Annotated in this window: 15 protein-coding genes; 8 read left to right on the top strand and 7 right to left on the bottom strand. The window is 61.6% G+C overall.

The window, feature by feature from the left end; translation table 11 throughout:
- Positions 1-14: 14 nt before the first annotated feature.
- The gene (locus INF37_RS06295; protein ID WP_101691153.1) at positions 15-737 is read right to left on the bottom strand and encodes a WecB/TagA/CpsF family glycosyltransferase; all 723 of its coding nucleotides are present in this window, start codon (positions 735-737) and stop codon (positions 15-17) included.
- Between the two features lie 243 nt (positions 738-980).
- Between INF37_RS06295 and INF37_RS06290 the strand changes: the two genes are divergently transcribed.
- From INF37_RS06290 to INF37_RS06255, 8 genes are all read left to right on the top strand, one after another.
- The gene (locus INF37_RS06290) at positions 981-1,994 is read left to right on the top strand and encodes an ABC transporter substrate-binding protein (RefSeq protein ID WP_193537147.1); all 1,014 of its coding nucleotides are present in this window, start codon (positions 981-983) and stop codon (positions 1,992-1,994) included.
- A gap of 113 nt (positions 1,995-2,107) precedes the next feature.
- Positions 2,108-3,007 (top strand): ABC transporter permease, encoded by a 900-nt coding sequence (locus INF37_RS06285; RefSeq protein ID WP_101691296.1) that lies wholly within the window; start codon positions 2,108-2,110, stop codon positions 3,005-3,007.
- Positions 3,000-3,794 carry an ABC transporter ATP-binding protein gene (locus INF37_RS06280; protein WP_193537145.1) on the top strand — a complete coding sequence of 265 codons (795 nt, stop codon included), beginning with the start codon at positions 3,000-3,002 and terminating at the stop codon, positions 3,792-3,794. Before INF37_RS06285 ends, INF37_RS06280 begins: the two co-directional genes overlap by 8 nt.
- Before the next feature lie 116 nt (positions 3,795-3,910).
- Positions 3,911-4,147, top strand: coding sequence for a hypothetical protein (locus INF37_RS06275; protein WP_193537143.1), 237 nt, complete (start codon positions 3,911-3,913; stop codon positions 4,145-4,147).
- Positions 4,148-4,259: 112 nt separating this feature from the next.
- Positions 4,260-4,877, top strand: a complete 618-nt coding sequence (locus INF37_RS06270) for a single-stranded DNA-binding protein (RefSeq protein ID WP_235964234.1) — start codon at positions 4,260-4,262, stop codon at positions 4,875-4,877.
- Positions 4,878-5,266: 389 nt separating this feature from the next.
- Positions 5,267-5,647: a GntR family transcriptional regulator gene (locus tag INF37_RS06265; protein ID WP_193537139.1), complete on the top strand. Its 381-nt coding sequence runs from the start codon at positions 5,267-5,269 to the stop codon at positions 5,645-5,647.
- The gene (locus INF37_RS06260) at positions 5,647-6,513 is read left to right on the top strand and encodes an ABC transporter ATP-binding protein (RefSeq protein WP_193537137.1); all 867 of its coding nucleotides are present in this window, start codon (positions 5,647-5,649) and stop codon (positions 6,511-6,513) included. The genes INF37_RS06265 and INF37_RS06260 overlap by 1 nt, the downstream gene beginning before the upstream one ends.
- Positions 6,510-7,154, top strand: coding sequence for an ABC-2 transporter permease (locus tag INF37_RS06255; RefSeq protein ID WP_101691160.1), 645 nt, complete (start codon positions 6,510-6,512; stop codon positions 7,152-7,154). The genes INF37_RS06260 and INF37_RS06255 overlap by 4 nt, the downstream gene beginning before the upstream one ends.
- Positions 7,155-7,232: 78 nt before the next feature.
- On the opposite strand, the gene INF37_RS06250 is transcribed toward INF37_RS06255, so the two are convergent.
- The 6 genes from INF37_RS06250 to INF37_RS06225 form a co-directional block, all read right to left on the bottom strand.
- A complete protein-coding gene (locus tag INF37_RS06250) occupies positions 7,233-9,677 on the bottom strand; it encodes a glycogen/starch/alpha-glucan phosphorylase (protein ID WP_101691161.1) in 2,445 nt (814 codons plus the stop codon).
- 175 nt (positions 9,678-9,852) lie between these two features.
- Positions 9,853-11,568, bottom strand: a complete 1,716-nt coding sequence (glgA, locus tag INF37_RS06245; RefSeq protein ID WP_193537136.1) for a glycogen synthase GlgA — start codon at positions 11,566-11,568, stop codon at positions 9,853-9,855.
- A 177-nt stretch (positions 11,569-11,745) separates the two neighbouring features.
- Entirely contained in the window at positions 11,746-12,864 is a 1,119-nt protein-coding gene (glgD, locus tag INF37_RS06240) for a glucose-1-phosphate adenylyltransferase subunit GlgD (protein WP_193537134.1), read from the bottom strand.
- A complete protein-coding gene (locus tag INF37_RS06235) occupies positions 12,858-14,075 on the bottom strand; it encodes a glucose-1-phosphate adenylyltransferase (RefSeq protein WP_101691164.1) in 1,218 nt (405 codons plus the stop codon). The genes glgD and INF37_RS06235 overlap by 7 nt, the downstream gene beginning before the upstream one ends.
- A gap of 128 nt (positions 14,076-14,203) precedes the next feature.
- Positions 14,204-16,258, bottom strand: a complete 2,055-nt coding sequence (gene glgB / locus INF37_RS06230) for a 1,4-alpha-glucan branching protein GlgB (protein ID WP_328821041.1) — start codon at positions 16,256-16,258, stop codon at positions 14,204-14,206.
- A 247-nt stretch (positions 16,259-16,505) separates the two neighbouring features.
- The gene (locus INF37_RS06225) at positions 16,506-17,636 is read right to left on the bottom strand and encodes a D-alanyl-D-alanine carboxypeptidase family protein (protein ID WP_193537132.1); all 1,131 of its coding nucleotides are present in this window, start codon (positions 17,634-17,636) and stop codon (positions 16,506-16,508) included.
- Between the last annotated feature and the right edge of the window lie 87 nt (positions 17,637-17,723).

The following is a 17,723-nucleotide window of genomic DNA, read 5'->3' as shown; positions in this document are numbered from 1 at the left end:
AGGATTCCTCCCATTTACTTGCCGCGCAGGCGCGCCCCCGCCGCCTGGAAGAGGACCAGGGGGAGCTTGGCCATGCGGTTGATGCGCTTGGGATCTTTGATGAGACGGTAGAGCCACTCCATTCCGGCCTTCTGCCAGGCCTCGGGGGCGCGCTCTGTCTGTCCGGCGAACACGTCCAGCGCGCCGCCCAGGCCCACCATAAACTTGGCGCCGGTGGCGGGGCCGTTCTGCGCCATCCAGAGCTCCTGCTTGGGCGCGCCCAGGCAGACCAGGACCACGTCGGGCTCAGCCTCCCGCACGGCCTGGATGACGGGCGCATCCTCCTTGAAATAGCCGTCATGGGTGCCGCACACGGTCAGGCCGGGGTGCCGCTGGCGCAGGTTGACGGAAGCCATCTCGGCGATGCCGGGCTTGGAGCCCAGCAGGAATAGCCGCTTGCCGTGCTGTGCCATCCAGGCCATGAGCCCGTCGGCAAAATCGATACCCGGGACCCGTCCGTTCAGCGGACGCCCCAGGATCTTGGAGGCATAGACCACGCCGATGCCGTCGGGCATGGAGAGGTCGGCCTGATTGAGCACGGTGCGGAAGGCCTCGTTTTTCTGAGCGGCCAGCAGGAATTCGGGGTTGGGTGTGACGGCATAGTGGAACCCGCCGGCCTCGATGAGGGAAGCGGCGGTATGGACCATCTCCTCGGGGGAGAGGGTGTCGAAGCCCACACCCAGTATGTCAGTTTTCAAAATAAAAGACCTCCGATAAGGATCATTTTGTGCTCCCCATTGTAACACAACCGCCGGGAGAAGTCTATGAAAAAACCATTAAGACCGGCGCACCAGCGGGAAAACAGGGCTTGACAAGGGATAGGAAGGTCATTATAATGAATACAACCTTGGACCGAGAGGTATTTTTTTAAACCTCTTTACTTTAGCACATAAAAGCATAAGTGTGCTAAAGCGAACCATGAGATGATGGAGGAGCTTGCAATGAAATATCTGCCGAAATTGACTGCCATGGCGCTCTCCGTGGCGATGGCGGCCTCCCTGGCCGCCTGTTCCAGTTCCGATCCGTCCGCCTCTCCCGCCCAGAGCGCGGGGGGAGACACCGGTACCCAGGGTGGGCAGGACAGCTACACCATCGGCGTGTGCCAGCAGATGCAGCACGAGGCGCTGGATGCGGCCACGCAGGGCTTCCAGGACGCCCTGAAGGAAAAGCTGGGCGACCAGGTGGAGATCAAGGTGGAGAACGCCTCGGGCGACTCCAATAACTGCAATACCATCGTGGGCAGCTTTGTCTCCAACGGCGTGGATCTCATCATGGCCAACGGCACCACCGCCCTCCAGGCGGCGGCCTCTGCCACCGAGGATATTCCCATTCTGGGCACCTCCATCACCGAGTACGGCGTGGCCCTGGGCCTGAACGACTTTGACGGGGTCACCGGCTTCAACGTCTCGGGTACCTCCGATCTGGCCCCGCTGGATGAACAGGCCGCCATGCTCCAGACCTGGTTCCCCGACGCGGAAAAGGTGGGCCTGCTCTCCTGCTCCGCCGAGCCCAACTCCGCCTATCAGGTCAGCGCGGTGCAGGGCTACCTGGAGGAGAGGGGCTATACCTGCACCAGCTACACCTTCTCCGACTCCAATGATCTGGCGGCTGTGGCCGAGTCGGCCTGTGCCGCCGAGGATGTCCTCTACATCCCCACCGACAACACCGCCGCCCAGAACGCCGAGCTGATCGGCAACATCGCCCTGGCGGCCAAGACCCCCATCATTGCCGGTGAGGAGGGCATCTGCCGTGGCTGCGGCGTGGCCACCCTGACCATCAGCTACTATGACATCGGCTACGCCACCGGCGAGATGGCCTATGAGATCCTGGTCAACGGCAAGGATCCCGCCGAAATGGCCATTGAGTACGCGCCCCAGTTCACCCCCAAGTATAACCCGGCCATCTGCGAAGAGCTGGGCCTCACCCCGCCCGAGGGATATGAGGCTATCGAGTAATCTGTCCCCCGCATAAAATCCAAAAGCAGCGGAACGTCCGTTTCCGCTGCTTTTGGGCGCATTTCCGCGATTTAAGGAGGAGATCATCTGTGGACATCACAGCCTTATTCAATATGATGCCGGGAGCGGCCGCTCAGGGACTCATCTGGGGCATCATGGCCATCGGCGTCTATCTGACCTATAAAATCCTGGACGTAGCCGACCTGACGGTGGACGGCACCATGTGCACCGGCGGCGCCGTCTTTATCATGCTCACCATGGCGGGGGTCCCCATGCCCCTGGCCCTGCTGGGGTCCTTCCTGGCCGGTATGCTGGCCGGACTGGCCACGGGATTTTTCCACACCGTGTGCGGCATTCCCGCCATCCTGGCCGGCATCCTCACCCAGCTGGCCCTCTACTCGGTCAACCTGCGCATCATGGGACAGGCCAACCAGCCCATCAGCTTCCGGAACTATGATCTGCTGGTGTCCTCCCGCAATGTGAAATCCCTCAGCCTGGAAAACCCCATCCTCATCGGGGTGATCTTTGCGGCGGTCATCATCGCCCTGCTCTACTGGTTCTTCGGCACCGAGCTGGGCTGCTCTCTCCGGGCCACGGGTGCCAACGCCAACATGGCCCGGGCCCAGGGCATCAACACCAATGTGGCCAAGGTGCTGGGTCTGATGCTCTCCAACGGTCTGGTGGCCCTCTCCTCGGCGCTGCTGGCCCAGTACCAGGGCTTCGCCGACGTGAACATGGGCCGGGGCGCCATCGTCATCGGTCTGGCCGCCGTCATCATCGGCGAGGTGCTCTTCTCGAAGATCTTCCACAACTTCGCCCTGCTGCTGCTCAGCGTGGTCATCGGCTCGGTGCTCTACTATGTGGTGTACAATGTGGTCATCTGGCTGGGCCTGAACACGGACGACATGAAGCTCATCACCGCCCTGATCGTGGCCCTCTTCCTGAGCATCCCGTACTGGAAGGGGAAGTACTTCTCCAAATCCGCCAAGAAAGGAGCGGCCAGCCATGCTTGAGATCAAAGGGGTCTGTAAGACCTTTAACGCGGGCACCGTCAACGAGAAGCGGGCCCTCAATCACCTCACCCTCACCCTGAACGACGGGGATTTCGTCACGGTCATCGGCGGAAACGGCGCCGGTAAGTCCACCATGCTCAACGCGGTGGCCGGGGTATTCCCGGTGGATGAGGGCACCATCACCATTGACGGGGTGGATGTGACCCGCCTGCCCGAGCACAAGCGGGCATCCTACATCGGCCGGGTGTTCCAGGACCCCATGATGGGAACGGCGGCCACCATGCAGATCGAGGAGAACCTGGCTCTGGCGGCCCGGCGGGGCAAGCGCCGGGGCCTGCGGGTCGGCATCACCGGAAAGGAGCGCGCCGAGTACCGGGAGCTCCTCAAGATTTTGGACCTGGGCCTGGAGGACCGCTTGACCTCCAAGGTGGGCCTGCTCTCGGGCGGCCAGCGGCAGGCCCTGACCCTGCTGATGGCCAGTCTGGTCCGCCCCAAGCTCCTGCTCCTGGATGAGCACACGGCTGCACTGGACCCCAAGACAGCGGCCAAAGTGCTGGATACCACCGAGAAGATCGTCCACCGGGACAACCTCACCACCCTGATGATCACCCACAACATGAAGGACGCCATCGCCCACGGCAACCGCCTGGTGATGATGTATGACGGCCATATCGTGCTGGACATCGCCGGGGAGGAGAAGAAGCGCCTGACGGTGGAGGACCTGCTGGAACAGTTCACCAAGGCCAGCGGCGAGGAGTTTTCCAGTGACCGCGCCCTGCTCTCCTGATCAAACAGAATAAAATTGACCCGCCGCAGAGAAATGCTCTGCGGCGGGTCTTTCTATTTTAAGGGATAATTCGAAGAGGTGAGCGGTATACTACCTCCACAAGGAGGTGGTTTTTCATGAGCGAAGTCAATGCCGATGGGGTCCTGATCAACCCGCAGGAGGCCCTGCTCCAGCAGGTGCAGCACCGGACCAATGCCCTGATGGCCCGTCGTCCGGACGGAATGGAAGAGGATGAGATGGTCACCGGCGTACAGGCGGCCAACGGCCAGTGCGCCGGAACCGTGGGCGGAGTCCATCTGCCTGCCGGGCAGCAGGCACACCGGAGTGAAAAAAAGGGCCGGGACCGCGGCTGACCGAGTCGGCGGAGGCCCTTTCGGAGGGACCGTCTGTCATAGAGAGGGCCTCCGCCGCATATAGATGCCACAGAGTAAAAACCTGGAATTTATACGCAGGAGTGTGGCAGACATGCAAATCAACTGGAATGAAAATCAGGCCCTGCTGCGGGGGACCGCAGCCGAGGCTCCCGTCTATTCCCATACCAACCACGGCATGGAGTATGAGGCCTTTCCCCTGATGGTACGCAGGCTCTCCGGGGCGGAGGACCGGGTCAACGTCATCGTCTCCCGGGCACTGCTCCAACAGCATCCTGTCCAGGCCGGGCAGGAGGTGGAGATCGAGGGGGAGGTCCGCTCCTTCAATAACAAGAGCGGGAAGGGAAGCCGGCTGGTCATTACCCTGTACGCCCGGCAGCTGCGGGAGGGCGTGGGAGAGCACTGCAACGATCTGGTCCTGGCCGGGGCCATCTGCAAGCCGCCGGTCTTTCGGCGCACCCCCATGGGGCGGGAGATCTGCGATCTGCTGCTGGCCGTCAACCGGCGCTACGGCCGGGCGGACTATCTGCCCTGTATCGCCTGGGGAGCGCTGGCCCGCCGCTGCGCGGAGCTGTCCGTGGGGGATGCCATCCGGCTGGAGGGGCGCTTCCAGAGCCGGACCTATACGAAAGTGGAGCAGGGGGAGACCACCCAGCGCATCGCCTACGAGATCTCCGTCATGCAGCTGGAGCCGGTGGAAGCCATCGAATAGAATACATAGCAGCGCGCAGTCCCGTCCGGGACTGCGCGCTCAGCGTGTCGAATACATTCGACACGCTTCTCAAAAATGCAAGCATTTTTTCGAGAGGATGCAGGCCGCTGCGCGCATGGCCCGAAGGGCCACACACTTGCAGCCTGAGAAGAGTGTTTTCCGACGTACACGCCGCCGGAAAACACGATTTGATTCTCTTCCGCCATCTGCGGACGGCGGAACTCTGCGAGGCTCTTGCAGCAAGAATCGCAGAAATACACTTTATCGATCGTTTGAGTGCGCAGTCCCGTTCGGGGCTGCGCGCTTTTTTTGCGGATGGGACTTGACAAGTGTGTATATGGCATATATACTGTATATGTCAAGTATATACAGTATGACAGAGGTGCACCATGGATATCATCATTCGCAATACGGGAGAGGTCCCGATCTACGACCAGATCACCCGCCAGATCAAGAGCCTGATCCTGAAGGGAGAGCTCCGGGAGGGGGAGGCGCTGCCCTCCATGCGTCTGCTGGCCCGGGAGCTGCGGATCTCGGTCATCACCACCAAGCGGGCCTATGAGGAGCTGGAGCGGGAGGGATTTCTCACCACGGTTCCCGGAAAGGGCTGCTTTGTGGCCCCCCGCAATCTGGAGCTGGTGCGGGAGGACGCCCTGCGCCGGGCGGAAGAACACCTGGGCGCGGCGGTGGAAGTGGCGCGGACCGGGGGCATCACGCTGGAAGAGCTGATGCAGACACTGACCATCCTGTACGAAGGGGAGGAAGCCTGATGAACTACGAGAATGCCATTGAGATCGAACATCTGACCAAGGATTACGGCAGCTTCCGGCTGGACGATGTGACCCTGGCGGTGCCGGGAGGGACCATCCTGGGCCTCATCGGGGAGAACGGCGCGGGAAAGTCCACTACCATCAAGTGCATCCTGAATCTGGTCCGGCGGGACGCCGGGGAGATCCGGATCTTTGGGATGGACAACCGGAAGGAGGAGCGGGCAGTCAAGGAGCAGGTGGCGGTGGTACTGGACGAGTGTCCGTTCCATGAGCTCCTCACGCCCCACATGGTGGAGACCATCCTCTCCGGCGCCTGCCCCGGCTGGGACAGCAAGCGGTTCCACAGCCTGCTGGGGGAGTTTGAGCTGCCCGAGAAAAAGCTGGTGAAGGAATTTTCCCGGGGCATGAAGATGAAGCTCTCCATTGCCGCGGCGCTGGCCCGCAATCCGCGCGTGCTTCTGCTGGACGAGGCCACCAGCGGGCTGGACCCGGTGGTGCGGGACAGGATCCTGGAGCTCTTTCTGGATTTCGTCTCCGATGAGACCCATGCCGTGCTGCTCTCCAGCCACATCACCAGCGATCTGGAGAAGGCGGCGGACTATGTGGCCTACCTGCACCGGGGAAAGCTGGTGCTCCAGGGGGCCAAGGATGAGCTTCTGGACGAGTATGGCCGTCTGGCCTGTACCCGGGGAGAGATGGACCGGGTGGACCCCGCCTTCCTGGTGGGCCGGCGGGAGAGCGCCTTCCAGTGCGAGGCGCTGGTGCGGGACAAACGGGAGTTCCGCCGCCGCTACCCGGAGCTGGCGGTGGACCCGGTGAGCCTGGAGGATTTGATGGTATTTACGGTGCGAGGTGACAGAGCATGATGGGTTATGTGCGGAAAGATTTTCTCCTGATGCGCAAGCAGATGCGGACCTACGGCGTGATTCTTCTGGTCTATGGGGCCATCAGCGCCGCCGGTGTGTGGGAGTCCTACATCCTCTCGGGCTTTGTGGTGCTGGTGACCCTGATGTGCCCCCTCTCGGCCATGGCCTTCGATCAGGTCTCCCGGTGGGACAGCTATGCCTGCACCCTGCCCGGCGGGGCCAGGAACGCGGTGCGGGGGCGCTATGTCTATACGGCGGTCATCGCCCTCGGGAGCGTGCTGATCTGCGGCGCGCTGTGCCTGCTCATTCATGCGTTTGGCCTGCTGAGCGACGATCCGCTCGAGATGGTGGCCGCCACGGTGACAACCGGGTTGGTGAGTCTGCTGATGGCCAGCATCACCCTTCCGCTGTGCTACCGGTTCGGCGTGGAGCGGGGGCGCACCCTGATGACGCTGGTTTTTGTGGTGGCCTTTGTGGCCATTGTGGGGAGCGCGGGCTTCCTGTTCCCGGCCATCGGCGCGGAGGAGCGCCTCCAGGAGAGCGCAGCCGCTTTGGCGGTTGGCCTGATTCTGGTGACCGTGGCGGCCTACTTCATCTCCTGCCGCATCTCGCAGCGCATCTATGCCCAAAAAGAGTGGTAATACGACGCTTTAACAGGAAGACAGCCCGGAATGCACAGGCATTCCGGGCTGTTTTTTCTATGAGTCAGTTTTGTAGGCTTACAGCTTGCTCAGATCCCGCACGGGGACATCCCAGATGTCCCGGGCGTAATCCCGGATGGAGCGGTCGGCGGCAAAGATGCCGGAGCGGGCCACATTCATCAGGGACATCTGGTTCCACTTCTTGCGGTCCAGATAGGTGTCGGCCGCCTTCTTCTGGGCGTTGCGGTAGCTGTCAAAGTCGGCCAGGAGCAGATACTCGTCGGCCGGGCAGCCGTCTCCGAAGAGCAGGCGCTTTGCCAGGTCGTTGTAGCTCACGCCATCCTGGAAGCCCTGGGCCAGAGCATCCACCACGGCGCGCAGGTCATTGTTGTGCATATAGTACTCGTAGGAGTGGTAGCCCTTGGCCTTGAGCTCGCTGACCTCGTGGGCCTTGAGACCGAAGAGGAAGATATTCTCATCCCCCAGGACCTGGTGCATCTCCACGTTGGCGCCGTCCAGGGTACCGATGGTCACGGCGCCGTTCATCATGAACTTCATGTTGCCGGTGCCGCTGGCCTCCTTGCCGGCGGTGGAGATCTGCTCGCTCAGCTCGCTGGCGGGCATGAGCTTCTCGGCCAGAGAGACCCGGTAGTTCTCCAAAAAGACCACCTGGAGCTTATCCTTGCAGATGGGATCGGCGTTGATGGTGGCGGCCAGGGAGTTGATGAGGTGGATGATCCGCTTGGCCACATAGTAGCCGGGGGCGGCCTTGGCGCCGAAGAGGTAGACCTTGGGGACGATCATGAAATTGGGATCTTCCTTCAGGTGCTGGTACTCATAGATGATGTGCAGCACGTTGAGGAGCTGGCGCTTATACTCGTGCAGACGCTTGACCTGTACGTCAAAGACGGCGTCGGTGTTGAGGATGATGCCGCTCTCCCGGGCCACATAGGAGGCAAAGGCCTTCTTGTTGGCCTGCTTGATGGCGTCCAGGCGCTCCAGCACGGCGCTGTCGTCCTTGTACTTCTCCAGGCCGGAGAGGGCGTCGGGATCCAGAAGATAGCGGTCCCCGCCGCAGCACTCCTTGATGAGGGCGTCCAGCTGGGGGTTGCACTCGCTGAGCCAGCGGCGGTGGTCGATGCCGTTGGTGACATTCTTGAATTTGCCGGGGGTGCGCAGATAGGCGTCGTGGAAGACCTCCCGCTTGAGGATATCCGAGTGGAGGGCGGACACGCCGTTGACGGCAAAGCAGGCGCAGATGCACAGGTTGGCCATGCGGACGTCGCCGCCCCAGATGATGGCCATGCGCTCCACCTTGGACATATCCCCGTGGAAGTAGGTGGTCAGCTCGGCCTGATAGCGGTTGCTGATCTCCACGATGATCTGCCAGATCCGGGGCAGCAGGTCGATGACCAGCTGCTGGGGCCAGCGCTCCAGCGCCTCGGCCAGAACGGTGTGGTTGGTATAGGCCACCGTGTGGGTGACGATATTCCAGGCCTCATCCCAGCCGTAGCCCTCCTCGTCCAGCAGGATGCGCATGAGCTCGGGAATGACCAGGGTGGGGTGGGTGTCGTTGATCTGAATGACGTGCTTCAGATGGAAGTTGCGCAGGGTGCCATACTCGGCCCGGTGCTTGCGCACGATGGACTGGATGGTGGCAGAGACAAAGAAATACTGCTGCTTGAGACGCAGAGATTTGCCCTCGTAGTGATTGTCCTCGGGATAGAGAATCTTGGAGATGGACTCGGCCAGGGCCTGACGCTCCACCGCCTTGAGGTACTCGCCCCGGGAGAAGAGGGACATATCCACCGGCTGGGGGCTCTTGGAGTCCCACAGGCGGAGCACATTGCCGTGTTCCGTGCCGTAGCCTGCAATCTCCATGTCCTTGGGCACGGCCAGGACCGAGTCATAGCCGGTGTGGCGGATGGAGTGGTGTCCGTGCTCATCCCACACGTCCTCCACGCGGCCGCCAAAGCGAACCTCTTCCACCTCGTCCATCTTGGGGATGAGCCAGGCGTCGCCCAGACCCAGCCAGTTGTCGGGCAGCTCCACCTGCTGGCCGTCCACGATCTTCTGCTTGAAGATGCCCAGCTCATAGCAGATGGAATAGCCGGTGGCGGGAATATCCAGGGTGGTCATGGAGTCCAGATAGCAGGCGGCCAGACGGCCCAAACCGCCGTTGCCCAGGCCGGCGTCCGGCTCAGACTCAAAGAGCTCCGGAGCGGAGAAGCCCAGGCCCTCGATGGCCTCCTTCAAAGGCTCCAGCACGCCCAGGTTATAGGCGTTCTTCATCAGGGAACGGCCCATCAGAAATTCCAGGGAGAGGTAGTGGACCTGGCGGGCGTGACTGCGGGTGGTCCGATCCTGTGTCTGCATCTGACGCTCGGACATGATGTCCCGCAGGACCAGGGCGCAGGCCTTGAACATGTGCAGGCTGGTGGCCTCATCCACATCCCGGCCGAAGTTGCGGCGGAGCTTGCCGGTGATGAGAGCCATCAGCTCTTTTTTGGTATAAGTGTGCATGGAATGTTTCCTCCAAAATCTCAGCGTTCCCGGAAGACGGCAAAAGCCTGCGGGCCAGGGAATCCGGGCCCGCAGGCTTACAGGGTATCATATGCCGGTCGACGGGTCTGTGACCTTAGCCGTTCCGCTGGAATACCGGCGGAGCGGTAAGGGGATCAGTGAATACGAAGGGACGTTATTCGGATTTTGCGGCCTTCCGGGCGGCACGGCTCTTCTTGCTGCCGCCGGTCTTTTTCGTGCTGCGGCGGGCCGGAGTTTTTTTGGCGGGAGCGGGCTCGGCCACGGGCTCCTCAGCGGCGGGAACGGGCTCAGCAGCAGGCTCCTCGGCGACGGGAGCGGGCTCAGCCACAGGCTCCTCGGCGGCGGGAGCGGGCTCGGCCACGGGCTCCTCAGCCACGGGAGCGGGTTCAGCCGCAGGCTCCTCCTCAAAAGGGACCGGCTCCTCCTGCTCGGCGGGATTGGTAAAGCCCGTGACCCAGTAGTAGACCTGGAGGTAGTCCTGGGCGGACTGGTTCCAGGAGAAGTCGGCGGTCATGGCATTGCGCTGGAGGGCCTGCCAGGCCTCCTTGCCGTTGTAGTAGAGGTTGACCGCCTCACCCAGCACCCAGGTCATATCGTGGGCGTTGATGTCGGCGAAGGTAAAGCCGTTGGCGTGCTCGGTGCCGTTGGGACGCACGGAATCCCGCAGGCCGCCGGTCTCCCGGACCACGGGCAGGGTGCCGTAGCGCATGGCGATCATCTGAGACAGGCCGCAGGGCTCGGCGATGCTGGGCATGAGGAAGAGGTCCGCGCCGCCATAGATGGCGGTGGAGAGGGCGCCCGAGTAGAGGATGTTGGCCGAGAAGCGGCCGGGATACTGGGCCTGCGCGTGGCGGAAGGCCTCCTCAAAATTCCAGTCGCCGGTGCCCAGGACCACCATCTGCACATCCATGGCCATGATGTCGTGGATGGCGGAGGCCACCAGCTCAAAGCCCTTGTGCTTGACCAGGCGGGAGATGCAGGCGATGATGGGGATATTGGGGTCCTGCCGCAGGCCGACGGCCTGCTGGAGGGCGGCCTTACAGGCGGCCTTGCCGGAGAGGTCGTCGGGCGAGAAGTTGGTGGCCAGGCCGTGATCGTGGGCGGGATCGTACAGCGCGGTGTCGATGCCGTTCAGGATACCGCGCAGCTTGTGGCGGTTGTCGGCGATGACGCCCTCCAGACCGTGGGCGTAGAAGGGATACTGGAGCTCGCCGGCATAGGAGGGGGAGACGGTGGTGACATAGTCGGAGGCGTAGATGGCCCCCTTCATCAGGTTCACATCTCCGTGGTAGGCCAGCATATGCTCGTGGAAATAGCCGGAGTTGAGACCGAACAGATCCTCCAGCAGCTCCTTTCCGTAGCGGCCCTGGTACTCGATGTTGTGGATGGTAAAGACAGACTTGGTCCCATAGAGCTGGGGCACACGGGTGCGCTCCTCCAGCAGATAGATGGGAGCCAGGGCGGTCTGCCAGTCATTGGCGTGGATCACATCGGGGTGCCAGTCCAGGTGGGCGGGGGTCTCCACCACGGCACGGGAGAAGAAGGCGAAACGCTCGGCGTCGTCATAGTGGCCGTAGAGGCCGGAGCGCTTGAAGTAGTACTCGTTATCCACGAAATAATAGGTCACGCCGTCCCGCTTGAGCTCAAAGATGCCGCAGTAGGGCGTGCGCCAGGCCAGGATCACGTGGAAATTGAAGAGATAGGTCATCTGGTCGCGCCACTCCTGGCCGATCCCCTCGTAGAGGGGGAGGATGACGCGCACATCATGGCCGGCCGCGGCCAGCGCCTTGGGAAGACTGCCCGCCACATCGGCCAGGCCGCCTGTTTTAATAAAAGGGGCGACCTCAGAGGAAGCAAAGAGAATGTTCATATGGGGCAAAGACTCCTTTCACACAGTTCAACTGCCCATTCGGAACAATGGGAATTTCACAATGGGTGGAGACTGCTGTTATGTCCAGTATAGCAGAAAGTTCCAGTCAGAGCGAGAGACGAAGTGTTGAAAAAACAGCTTCGTCTCTTGGCTCTCACAGGGGAAAATGTCAAAGGATCATACGATTTCGTTCTTGGCGATGGCTAAAGGATAGCTGGAATGACCCATCAGCATCCGCCCCGGATTCACCCGGACATTCTTATCTGTGATCACATATTTGAGCACGGCATCCGACTGAACGACGGTGCCCTGCATGAGCACACAGTTGGAAACCCGGGCACCCTTCTGGACATGCACGCCGCGGAAGAGGATGCAGTTTTCCACCTCGCCCTCGATGATGCAGCCGTCGGCCACCAGAGAGTTGATACTCTTGGCGCCGGGGCCGTAGTAGGTGGAGGGGTTGGACTGGTCCTTGGTCTTGATGGGACGTTCGGGGGCAAAGAGCTGTGCGCGGACTGCGGGGTCCAGCAGCTCCATGCTGCGGGCAAAATAGCCGGCCACCGACTGAAGGCGGGCGGCATAGCCGTCAAACTGGTAGGCGTGGATCTTGAGATTATGCACCGCCGACACCAGAACGCCGTCGCTGAAGGAGGAGATATTGTGGGTGGAGCAGTGGTCCACCAGGGAGAGGAGCAGCTCCTTGGAGAGGATGTAGACCTCCAGGGACTCCAGACCAGCGGCCGTGGTGGGGTTGACGGCCACGTCGGTGACAAAGCCGTTTTCGTCGGTGGTGAAGTAGTCACAGCCGCGGGGGTCGCTGTTGAGCTTGGAGGTGCACACGGCCGTCATGTCGGCGCCGCTGTCCAGATGGGACTGGAAGATCTCGGCGAGGGGCAGGTTGACCGCCACGTCGCCGCCGGCCAGGACCACGTAGTCCTGCCGGATCTTCTGGAGGTAGGAGTACACGCCGGCCAGGGCGTCCATCCGGCCGTGGTAATTCCCGTCGCCCCGCTTATTGGCATAGCCGAAGGGGGGCAGGATGCGCAGACCGCCGTGCTTGCGGGCCAGGTCCCAGTCTTTACCGGAGCTCACATGGTCCAGCAGGGACTGGTAGTTGGCGTGGGCGATGAGGCCCACATCGGAGACCCCGGCGTTGACGAAGTTGGAGAGCATGAAGTCCACTACCCGGTAACGGCCGCCGTAGGGGATGGAACAGGTGTTGCGATGCTGGCTCAATTCCCGCAGACTGGGATTGGAGCGATAGGCAAAAATGATGCCGTGGAGTTTATTCAGCATTTCTTATCGTCTCCTTTCACATTGCGGGTAATCATGGCCTTGGCGGGTACGACGGCGCCCCGGCCAACTTTGAGGTTCTGCGCCACGACGGCGATGCCCCATTCCGAATCGTTCTGGTCGTCCGGGGACGTACCCACATGGGCCTGCTCCCCGATGACAGTATTTTCCGCAATGATGGCGTATTCCACCACGGCCCCGGCCTTCACGACCGTGCCGGGCATGAGGATGGAGTAGGCCACCCGGGCGCCCTCTTCCACCTGCACCGAGTGGAAGAGCACCGAGTTCTCCACCGTGCCGTAGACCTCACAGCCGCCCGTGACCATGGAGTGGGACACCTTGGCGTTGGGACCGGTATAGAGGGGGGGCTTGGTGGGGGTGCGGGCGTAGATGGGCCACTCGGTATCGTAGGGATCGATGCCGTTCTCCGGGGAGAGCATGTCCATATTGGCGTCCCACAGGGAGTCGATGGTGCCCACGTCCTTCCAGTAGCCACGGAAGCGGTAGGCCATCAGCTTTTCCTGGTGGGCCAGCATGGAGGGAATGATGTTCTTGCCGAAGTCATTGGAGCTCTTCTCGTCGGCCTCGTCCGCCATCAGATACTCCTTGAGCTTGGACCAGGTGAAGATGTAGATGCCCATAGAGGCCAGATTGCTCTTGGGGTGCTTGGGCTTCTCCTCAAATTCATAGATCTGGTCGGAGTCGTCCACATTCATGATGCCGAAGCGGGTGGCCTCCTCCAGCGTGACCTCCAGCACCGAGATGGTGCAGGCCGCGCCGCTGGCCTTGTGGTGGGCCAGCATCTTGGAGTAGTCCATCTTGTAGATGTGGTCACCCGAGAGGATAAGCACATACTCCGGATCATAGAGCTCGATAAAGCCCATATTCTGATAGATGGCGTTGGCGGTGCCCTTGTACCAGGTGCCCTTTTCCCCCTCGCGCATGTAGGGGGGGAGGATGTGGACGCCCCCGTCGGAGCGGTCCAGGTCCCAGGCCTGGCCGTTGCCCAGATATGCGTTGAGCTCCAGCGGACGGTATTGGGTGAGCACGCCCACCGTGTCAATGCCGGAGTTGATACAGTTGGACAGCGGGAAGTCGATGATGCGATATTTTCCGCCGAACGGAACGGCGGGTTTGGCCACGTGGCTGGTCAGGGCATGGAGACGGCTTCCCTGTCCGCCAGCCAAAAGCATGGCGACACATTCCTTTTTCATAACACGTTCACCTCTAGCGATTGCTTTTCAAATGTCCCTCTCCACATCGGCTCCGGAGCGGAACGAAGTCCGGAGCGCAATGACAGGCAATGTTGGATTCCCAGCTCCTCTCTGCGTATGTAGATGGTTTAACTGCCCGATTTGGAAGCGCGGGGCTTGCGGGCGGGACGCTTGGTCTCCTGGGCGGAGGACTCCTCCGCGGCAGGGGCCTTTTTGCGGCTCGTGCGCTTGGCCGCCGGCTTCGCGGCTGGCGAAAGCTCCGCCTTTTTGCGGCGGGGCGGGAATTTCTTGGTGCAGCGCAGGATCACTGCGCCCATGGGGGGCAGGTCCACCGAGATGGACTGCTCCAGCCCGTGACAGGGGATGTACTCCGACTTGAGGGGCTCCAGATCGCCCAGTCCGTTTCCGCCGAAGGCGGGATCGTCGGTGTTGAAGGCTACCTCGTACCGGCCCGGGCAGGGAACGCCCAGACGGTAGCCCGCCCGGTGGACGGGGGAGAAGTTGCACAGGGTGAGCAGGAAGTGTCCCTTCTTGTCCTTCCGCAGGAAGGCGGCGCAGTTGCCCTGGTTATCATCGGCACAGATCCACTGGAATCCCTCCCAGGAGAAGTCCAGCTCCCACAGCTCGGGGTGGGCCAGATAGAACTGGTTGGCGGACTGGAAGAAGCCCTGGAGCTGCTGATGGCGCTCCTGCTCCAGAAGGTGCCAGTCCAGAGAGTGCTCAAAATGCCACTCGTTGAACTGTCCGAACTCCGCGCCCATGAAGAGAAGCTTTTTCCCCGGGTGGGTGAGCATATAGGTGTAGAAGGCCCGCACACCGGCGAACTTCTCCTCATCGGTGCCCGGCATCTTGTTGATGAGGGAGCCCTTCATGTGCACCACCTCGTCGTGGGAGAGGGGGAGCACGAAGTTCTCCGAGAAGGCGTACATCAGGGAGAAGGTGATGTCCCGGTGATTGAACTGCCGGAAGTAGGGGTCCAGCTTCATGTAGTGGCACAGATCGTTCATCCAGCCCATATTCCACTTGAGGTTGAAGCCCAGGCCGCCCTCCAGTCCACCCTGCTCCACCGGGTGGGAGACCCGGGGCCAGGCGGTGGACTCCTCCGCGATCATGAGCACGTCCGGGTGGGCCTGGAAGATGTGGGTGTTGAGCTGCTGGAGGAAATCCACGGCCTCCAGATTCTCGTGCCCGCCGAAGAGGTTGGGGCACCACTGTCCATCCTGCCGGCCGTAGTCCAGGTAGAGCATGGAGGCCACCGCATCCACCCGCAGGCCGTCGATGTGGAACTGCTCCAGCCAGAACAGGGCCGAGGAGTAGAGGAAGGAGCGGACCTCGTTGCGCCCGTAGTCAAAGACGCGGGTGCCCCAGTCGGCGTGCTCGCCCTTGCGGGGGTCGGCGTACTCGTAGCAGGGGCCGCCGTCAAATTCGTACAGGCCGAAGGCGTCCTTGGGGAAATGGGCGGGCACCCAGTCCAGAATGACGCCGATGCCGGCCTGGTGGAGCTGATCCACCAGATACATGAAGTCGTCCGGCGTGCCGTACCGGCTGGTGGCGGCAAAGTATCCGGTGCACTGATACCCCCAGGAGTCGTCCAGCGGATATTCGCTCACGGGCATGAGCTCCACATGGGTGAAGCCCATCTCTTTGACGTAGGGGACCAGATAGCGGGCAATATCCCGGTAGCTGAGGAAGGTGTCCTCCCCGGTGCGCCGCCAGGAGCCCAGGTGCATTTCATAGATGTTGAGGGGCTTGTGATAGATGGGATTGGCTTTCCGCCACTCCAGCCAGGCCTGATCGCCCCAGACATAGCCGCCCAGCTCATAGATCTTGGAGGCGGTGCCGGGACGGGTCTCAGCGTGGAAGGCATAGGGATCGGCCTTGGCCAGGACACGGCCGTCCTGTGTGTGAATGGCATATTTATAGGAGTCGTAGCGCTGAAGGCCGGGGACAAATCCCTCCCACACGCCGCCGCCGATGGGAGCGAGGGGGTGATCGGACTCATCCCAGTCGTTGAAATCTCCCATGACGCATACTGCCTTGGCATTGGGGGCCCACACACGGAAGACATACCCCTCCTGCCCGTCCTGTACCTGTGCGTGAGATCCCAGATACTCCTGCGCACGGACGGCCTGACCTTTTGAAAACGCATCCAGAGCGGGTGCATAGCTGGTGACCTGATTCATAGGCATACTCTCCTTCGTACGAAAAACGCCCAAAAGTAAAGGGAAAAAAGAACCTTCTCTTGGCATAGATGATAATAAGGATCCGAAAAAGCGGATACTTATTTGTAGAAATTATACAACATAATATGGAATACGTCAAGGCTCTGTGCCGCGCTATTTCGTAAAACACATCATAACGCAAGATATGGAAGAAAAATACAGAAAAAGGGGGAGAGAACCAAAAGAATGGTTCTCTCCCTGAAAAAGGTCAGGCAGCCAGGAACAGGCGCTGGAGAAAATCCAGGAAAATGCCGGGCACGGTGACGCGCTCCACGGCCTCGCAGGCGACGATGGGGATGCGCTCCCGCTCCTCCCCGCCCACGGTCACCACCAGGTGGCCCAGGATCTGGCCCTTCTCCACGGGGGCCTCCACATCCTGGCAGAGTTCCAGCTGGGTGGAGAGCTGGTTGATCTGGTCCTTTTCCACCAAAAGCCGGCTGGAGGCGGAGAGCTCCGGCTGGACCTGTTCCTTCCGGCCCAGGATTACATGCACCGGGGGAAGGGCCTGGTTGGGGCGGATGTCGGCCAGGGTATAGTTGGCAAAGCCGAAGTCCAGCAGACGCTTGGCGCTGTCAAAGCGCTGGGCCGAGGTGGGGGAATGCAGGATCACGGCGATGAGCTCCATGCCATCCCGCTCCGCCGTGGCCGAGAGACAGTAACCCGCCGAGTCGGTGGAGCCGGTTTTGAGGCCGGTGGCCCCGGGGTAGAAACGGATGAGCTTGTTGGTGTTGGAGAGCTGGAAGGCCCCGTTGCGGATGGAGTCCATCCAGATGGTGGAATACTCCCGGATCATAGGATGTCCGATCAGGGCCCGGGACATGAGGGCGATATCGTAGGCGCTGGTCAGATGCCCGGCGGCGGGCAGGCCGGTGCAGTTGAGAAAGGTGGTGTCCGCCATGCCCAGCTCGGCGGCCCGCTCGTTCATATCGGCCACAAAGGCCTCCTCACTGCCTGCGAGGTGTTCGGCCAGGGCCACCGCCGCGTCGTTTCCCGAGACCACAGTCACCGCCTTGAGCAGGTCCTGTACCGTCATCTGCTCGTTTTCCTTCAGATAGACCTGGGAGCCGCCCATGGAGGCGGCATGGGCCGACACCGTCACCAGGTCGTCCAGGCCCAGGCGGCCGTCGTCAATGGCCTCCACCACCAGGAGCAGGGTCATGACCTTGGTGACGCTGGCCGGTTCCAGCTTGTCGTGGGCGTTTTGTTCATAGAGAAGGGTCCCGGTCTCCTTCTCCATCAGGACAGCGGCGCTTGCCTCCGCCTGCGGCGCGCTGGAGACCGCCCCGGCGGGGCAGAGGAGCAGAGAAGCGGCCAGCAGGGCCGCGGCCAGTTGTTTCATGACAGTACCTCCCGTATCAAAGCGATCATGCGCAGGTTTCTGTAAGAACAGGATATGGAAGATTTGTCCGTTCTATGCCGCCGGAAA

The sequence above is a fragment of the Pseudoflavonifractor gallinarum genome (assembly GCF_014982855.1).
In the GTDB taxonomy this organism is placed as follows: Bacteria; Bacillota; Clostridia; order Oscillospirales; family Oscillospiraceae; genus Pseudoflavonifractor_A; species Pseudoflavonifractor_A gallinarum.
Note: the sequence above shows the minus strand (reverse complement) of the source record. Positions and strands in the feature narration are given on the sequence as shown.

Bases quoted from the DNA above. Each gene is read 5' to 3' on its own strand.
- INF37_RS06275 (WP_193537143.1), top strand. From the start codon at position 3,911: ATGAGCGAAGTCAATGCCGATGGGGTCCTGATCAACCCGCAGGAGGCC.
- glgB (WP_328821041.1), bottom strand. From the start codon at position 16,258: ATGAATCAGGTCACCAGCTATGCACCCGCTCTGGATGCGTTTTCAAAA.
- INF37_RS06235 (WP_101691164.1), bottom strand. From the start codon at position 14,075: ATGAAAAAGGAATGTGTCGCCATGCTTTTGGCTGGCGGACAGGGAAGC.
- glgD (WP_193537134.1), bottom strand. From the start codon at position 12,864: ATGCTGAATAAACTCCACGGCATCATTTTTGCCTATCGCTCCAATCCC.
- INF37_RS06225 (WP_193537132.1), bottom strand. From the start codon at position 17,636: ATGAAACAACTGGCCGCGGCCCTGCTGGCCGCTTCTCTGCTCCTCTGC.
- INF37_RS06260 (WP_193537137.1), top strand. From the start codon at position 5,647: ATGAACTACGAGAATGCCATTGAGATCGAACATCTGACCAAGGATTAC.
- INF37_RS06265 (WP_193537139.1), top strand. From the start codon at position 5,267: ATGGATATCATCATTCGCAATACGGGAGAGGTCCCGATCTACGACCAG.
- INF37_RS06250 (WP_101691161.1), bottom strand. From the start codon at position 9,677: ATGCACACTTATACCAAAAAAGAGCTGATGGCTCTCATCACCGGCAAG.
- INF37_RS06280 (WP_193537145.1), top strand. From the start codon at position 3,000: ATGCTTGAGATCAAAGGGGTCTGTAAGACCTTTAACGCGGGCACCGTC.
- INF37_RS06290 (WP_193537147.1), top strand. From the start codon at position 981: ATGAAATATCTGCCGAAATTGACTGCCATGGCGCTCTCCGTGGCGATG.
- INF37_RS06255 (WP_101691160.1), top strand. From the start codon at position 6,510: ATGATGGGTTATGTGCGGAAAGATTTTCTCCTGATGCGCAAGCAGATG.
- INF37_RS06270 (WP_235964234.1), top strand. From the start codon at position 4,260: ATGCAAATCAACTGGAATGAAAATCAGGCCCTGCTGCGGGGGACCGCA.
- glgA (WP_193537136.1), bottom strand. From the start codon at position 11,568: ATGAACATTCTCTTTGCTTCCTCTGAGGTCGCCCCTTTTATTAAAACA.
- INF37_RS06285 (WP_101691296.1), top strand. From the start codon at position 2,108: ATGATGCCGGGAGCGGCCGCTCAGGGACTCATCTGGGGCATCATGGCC.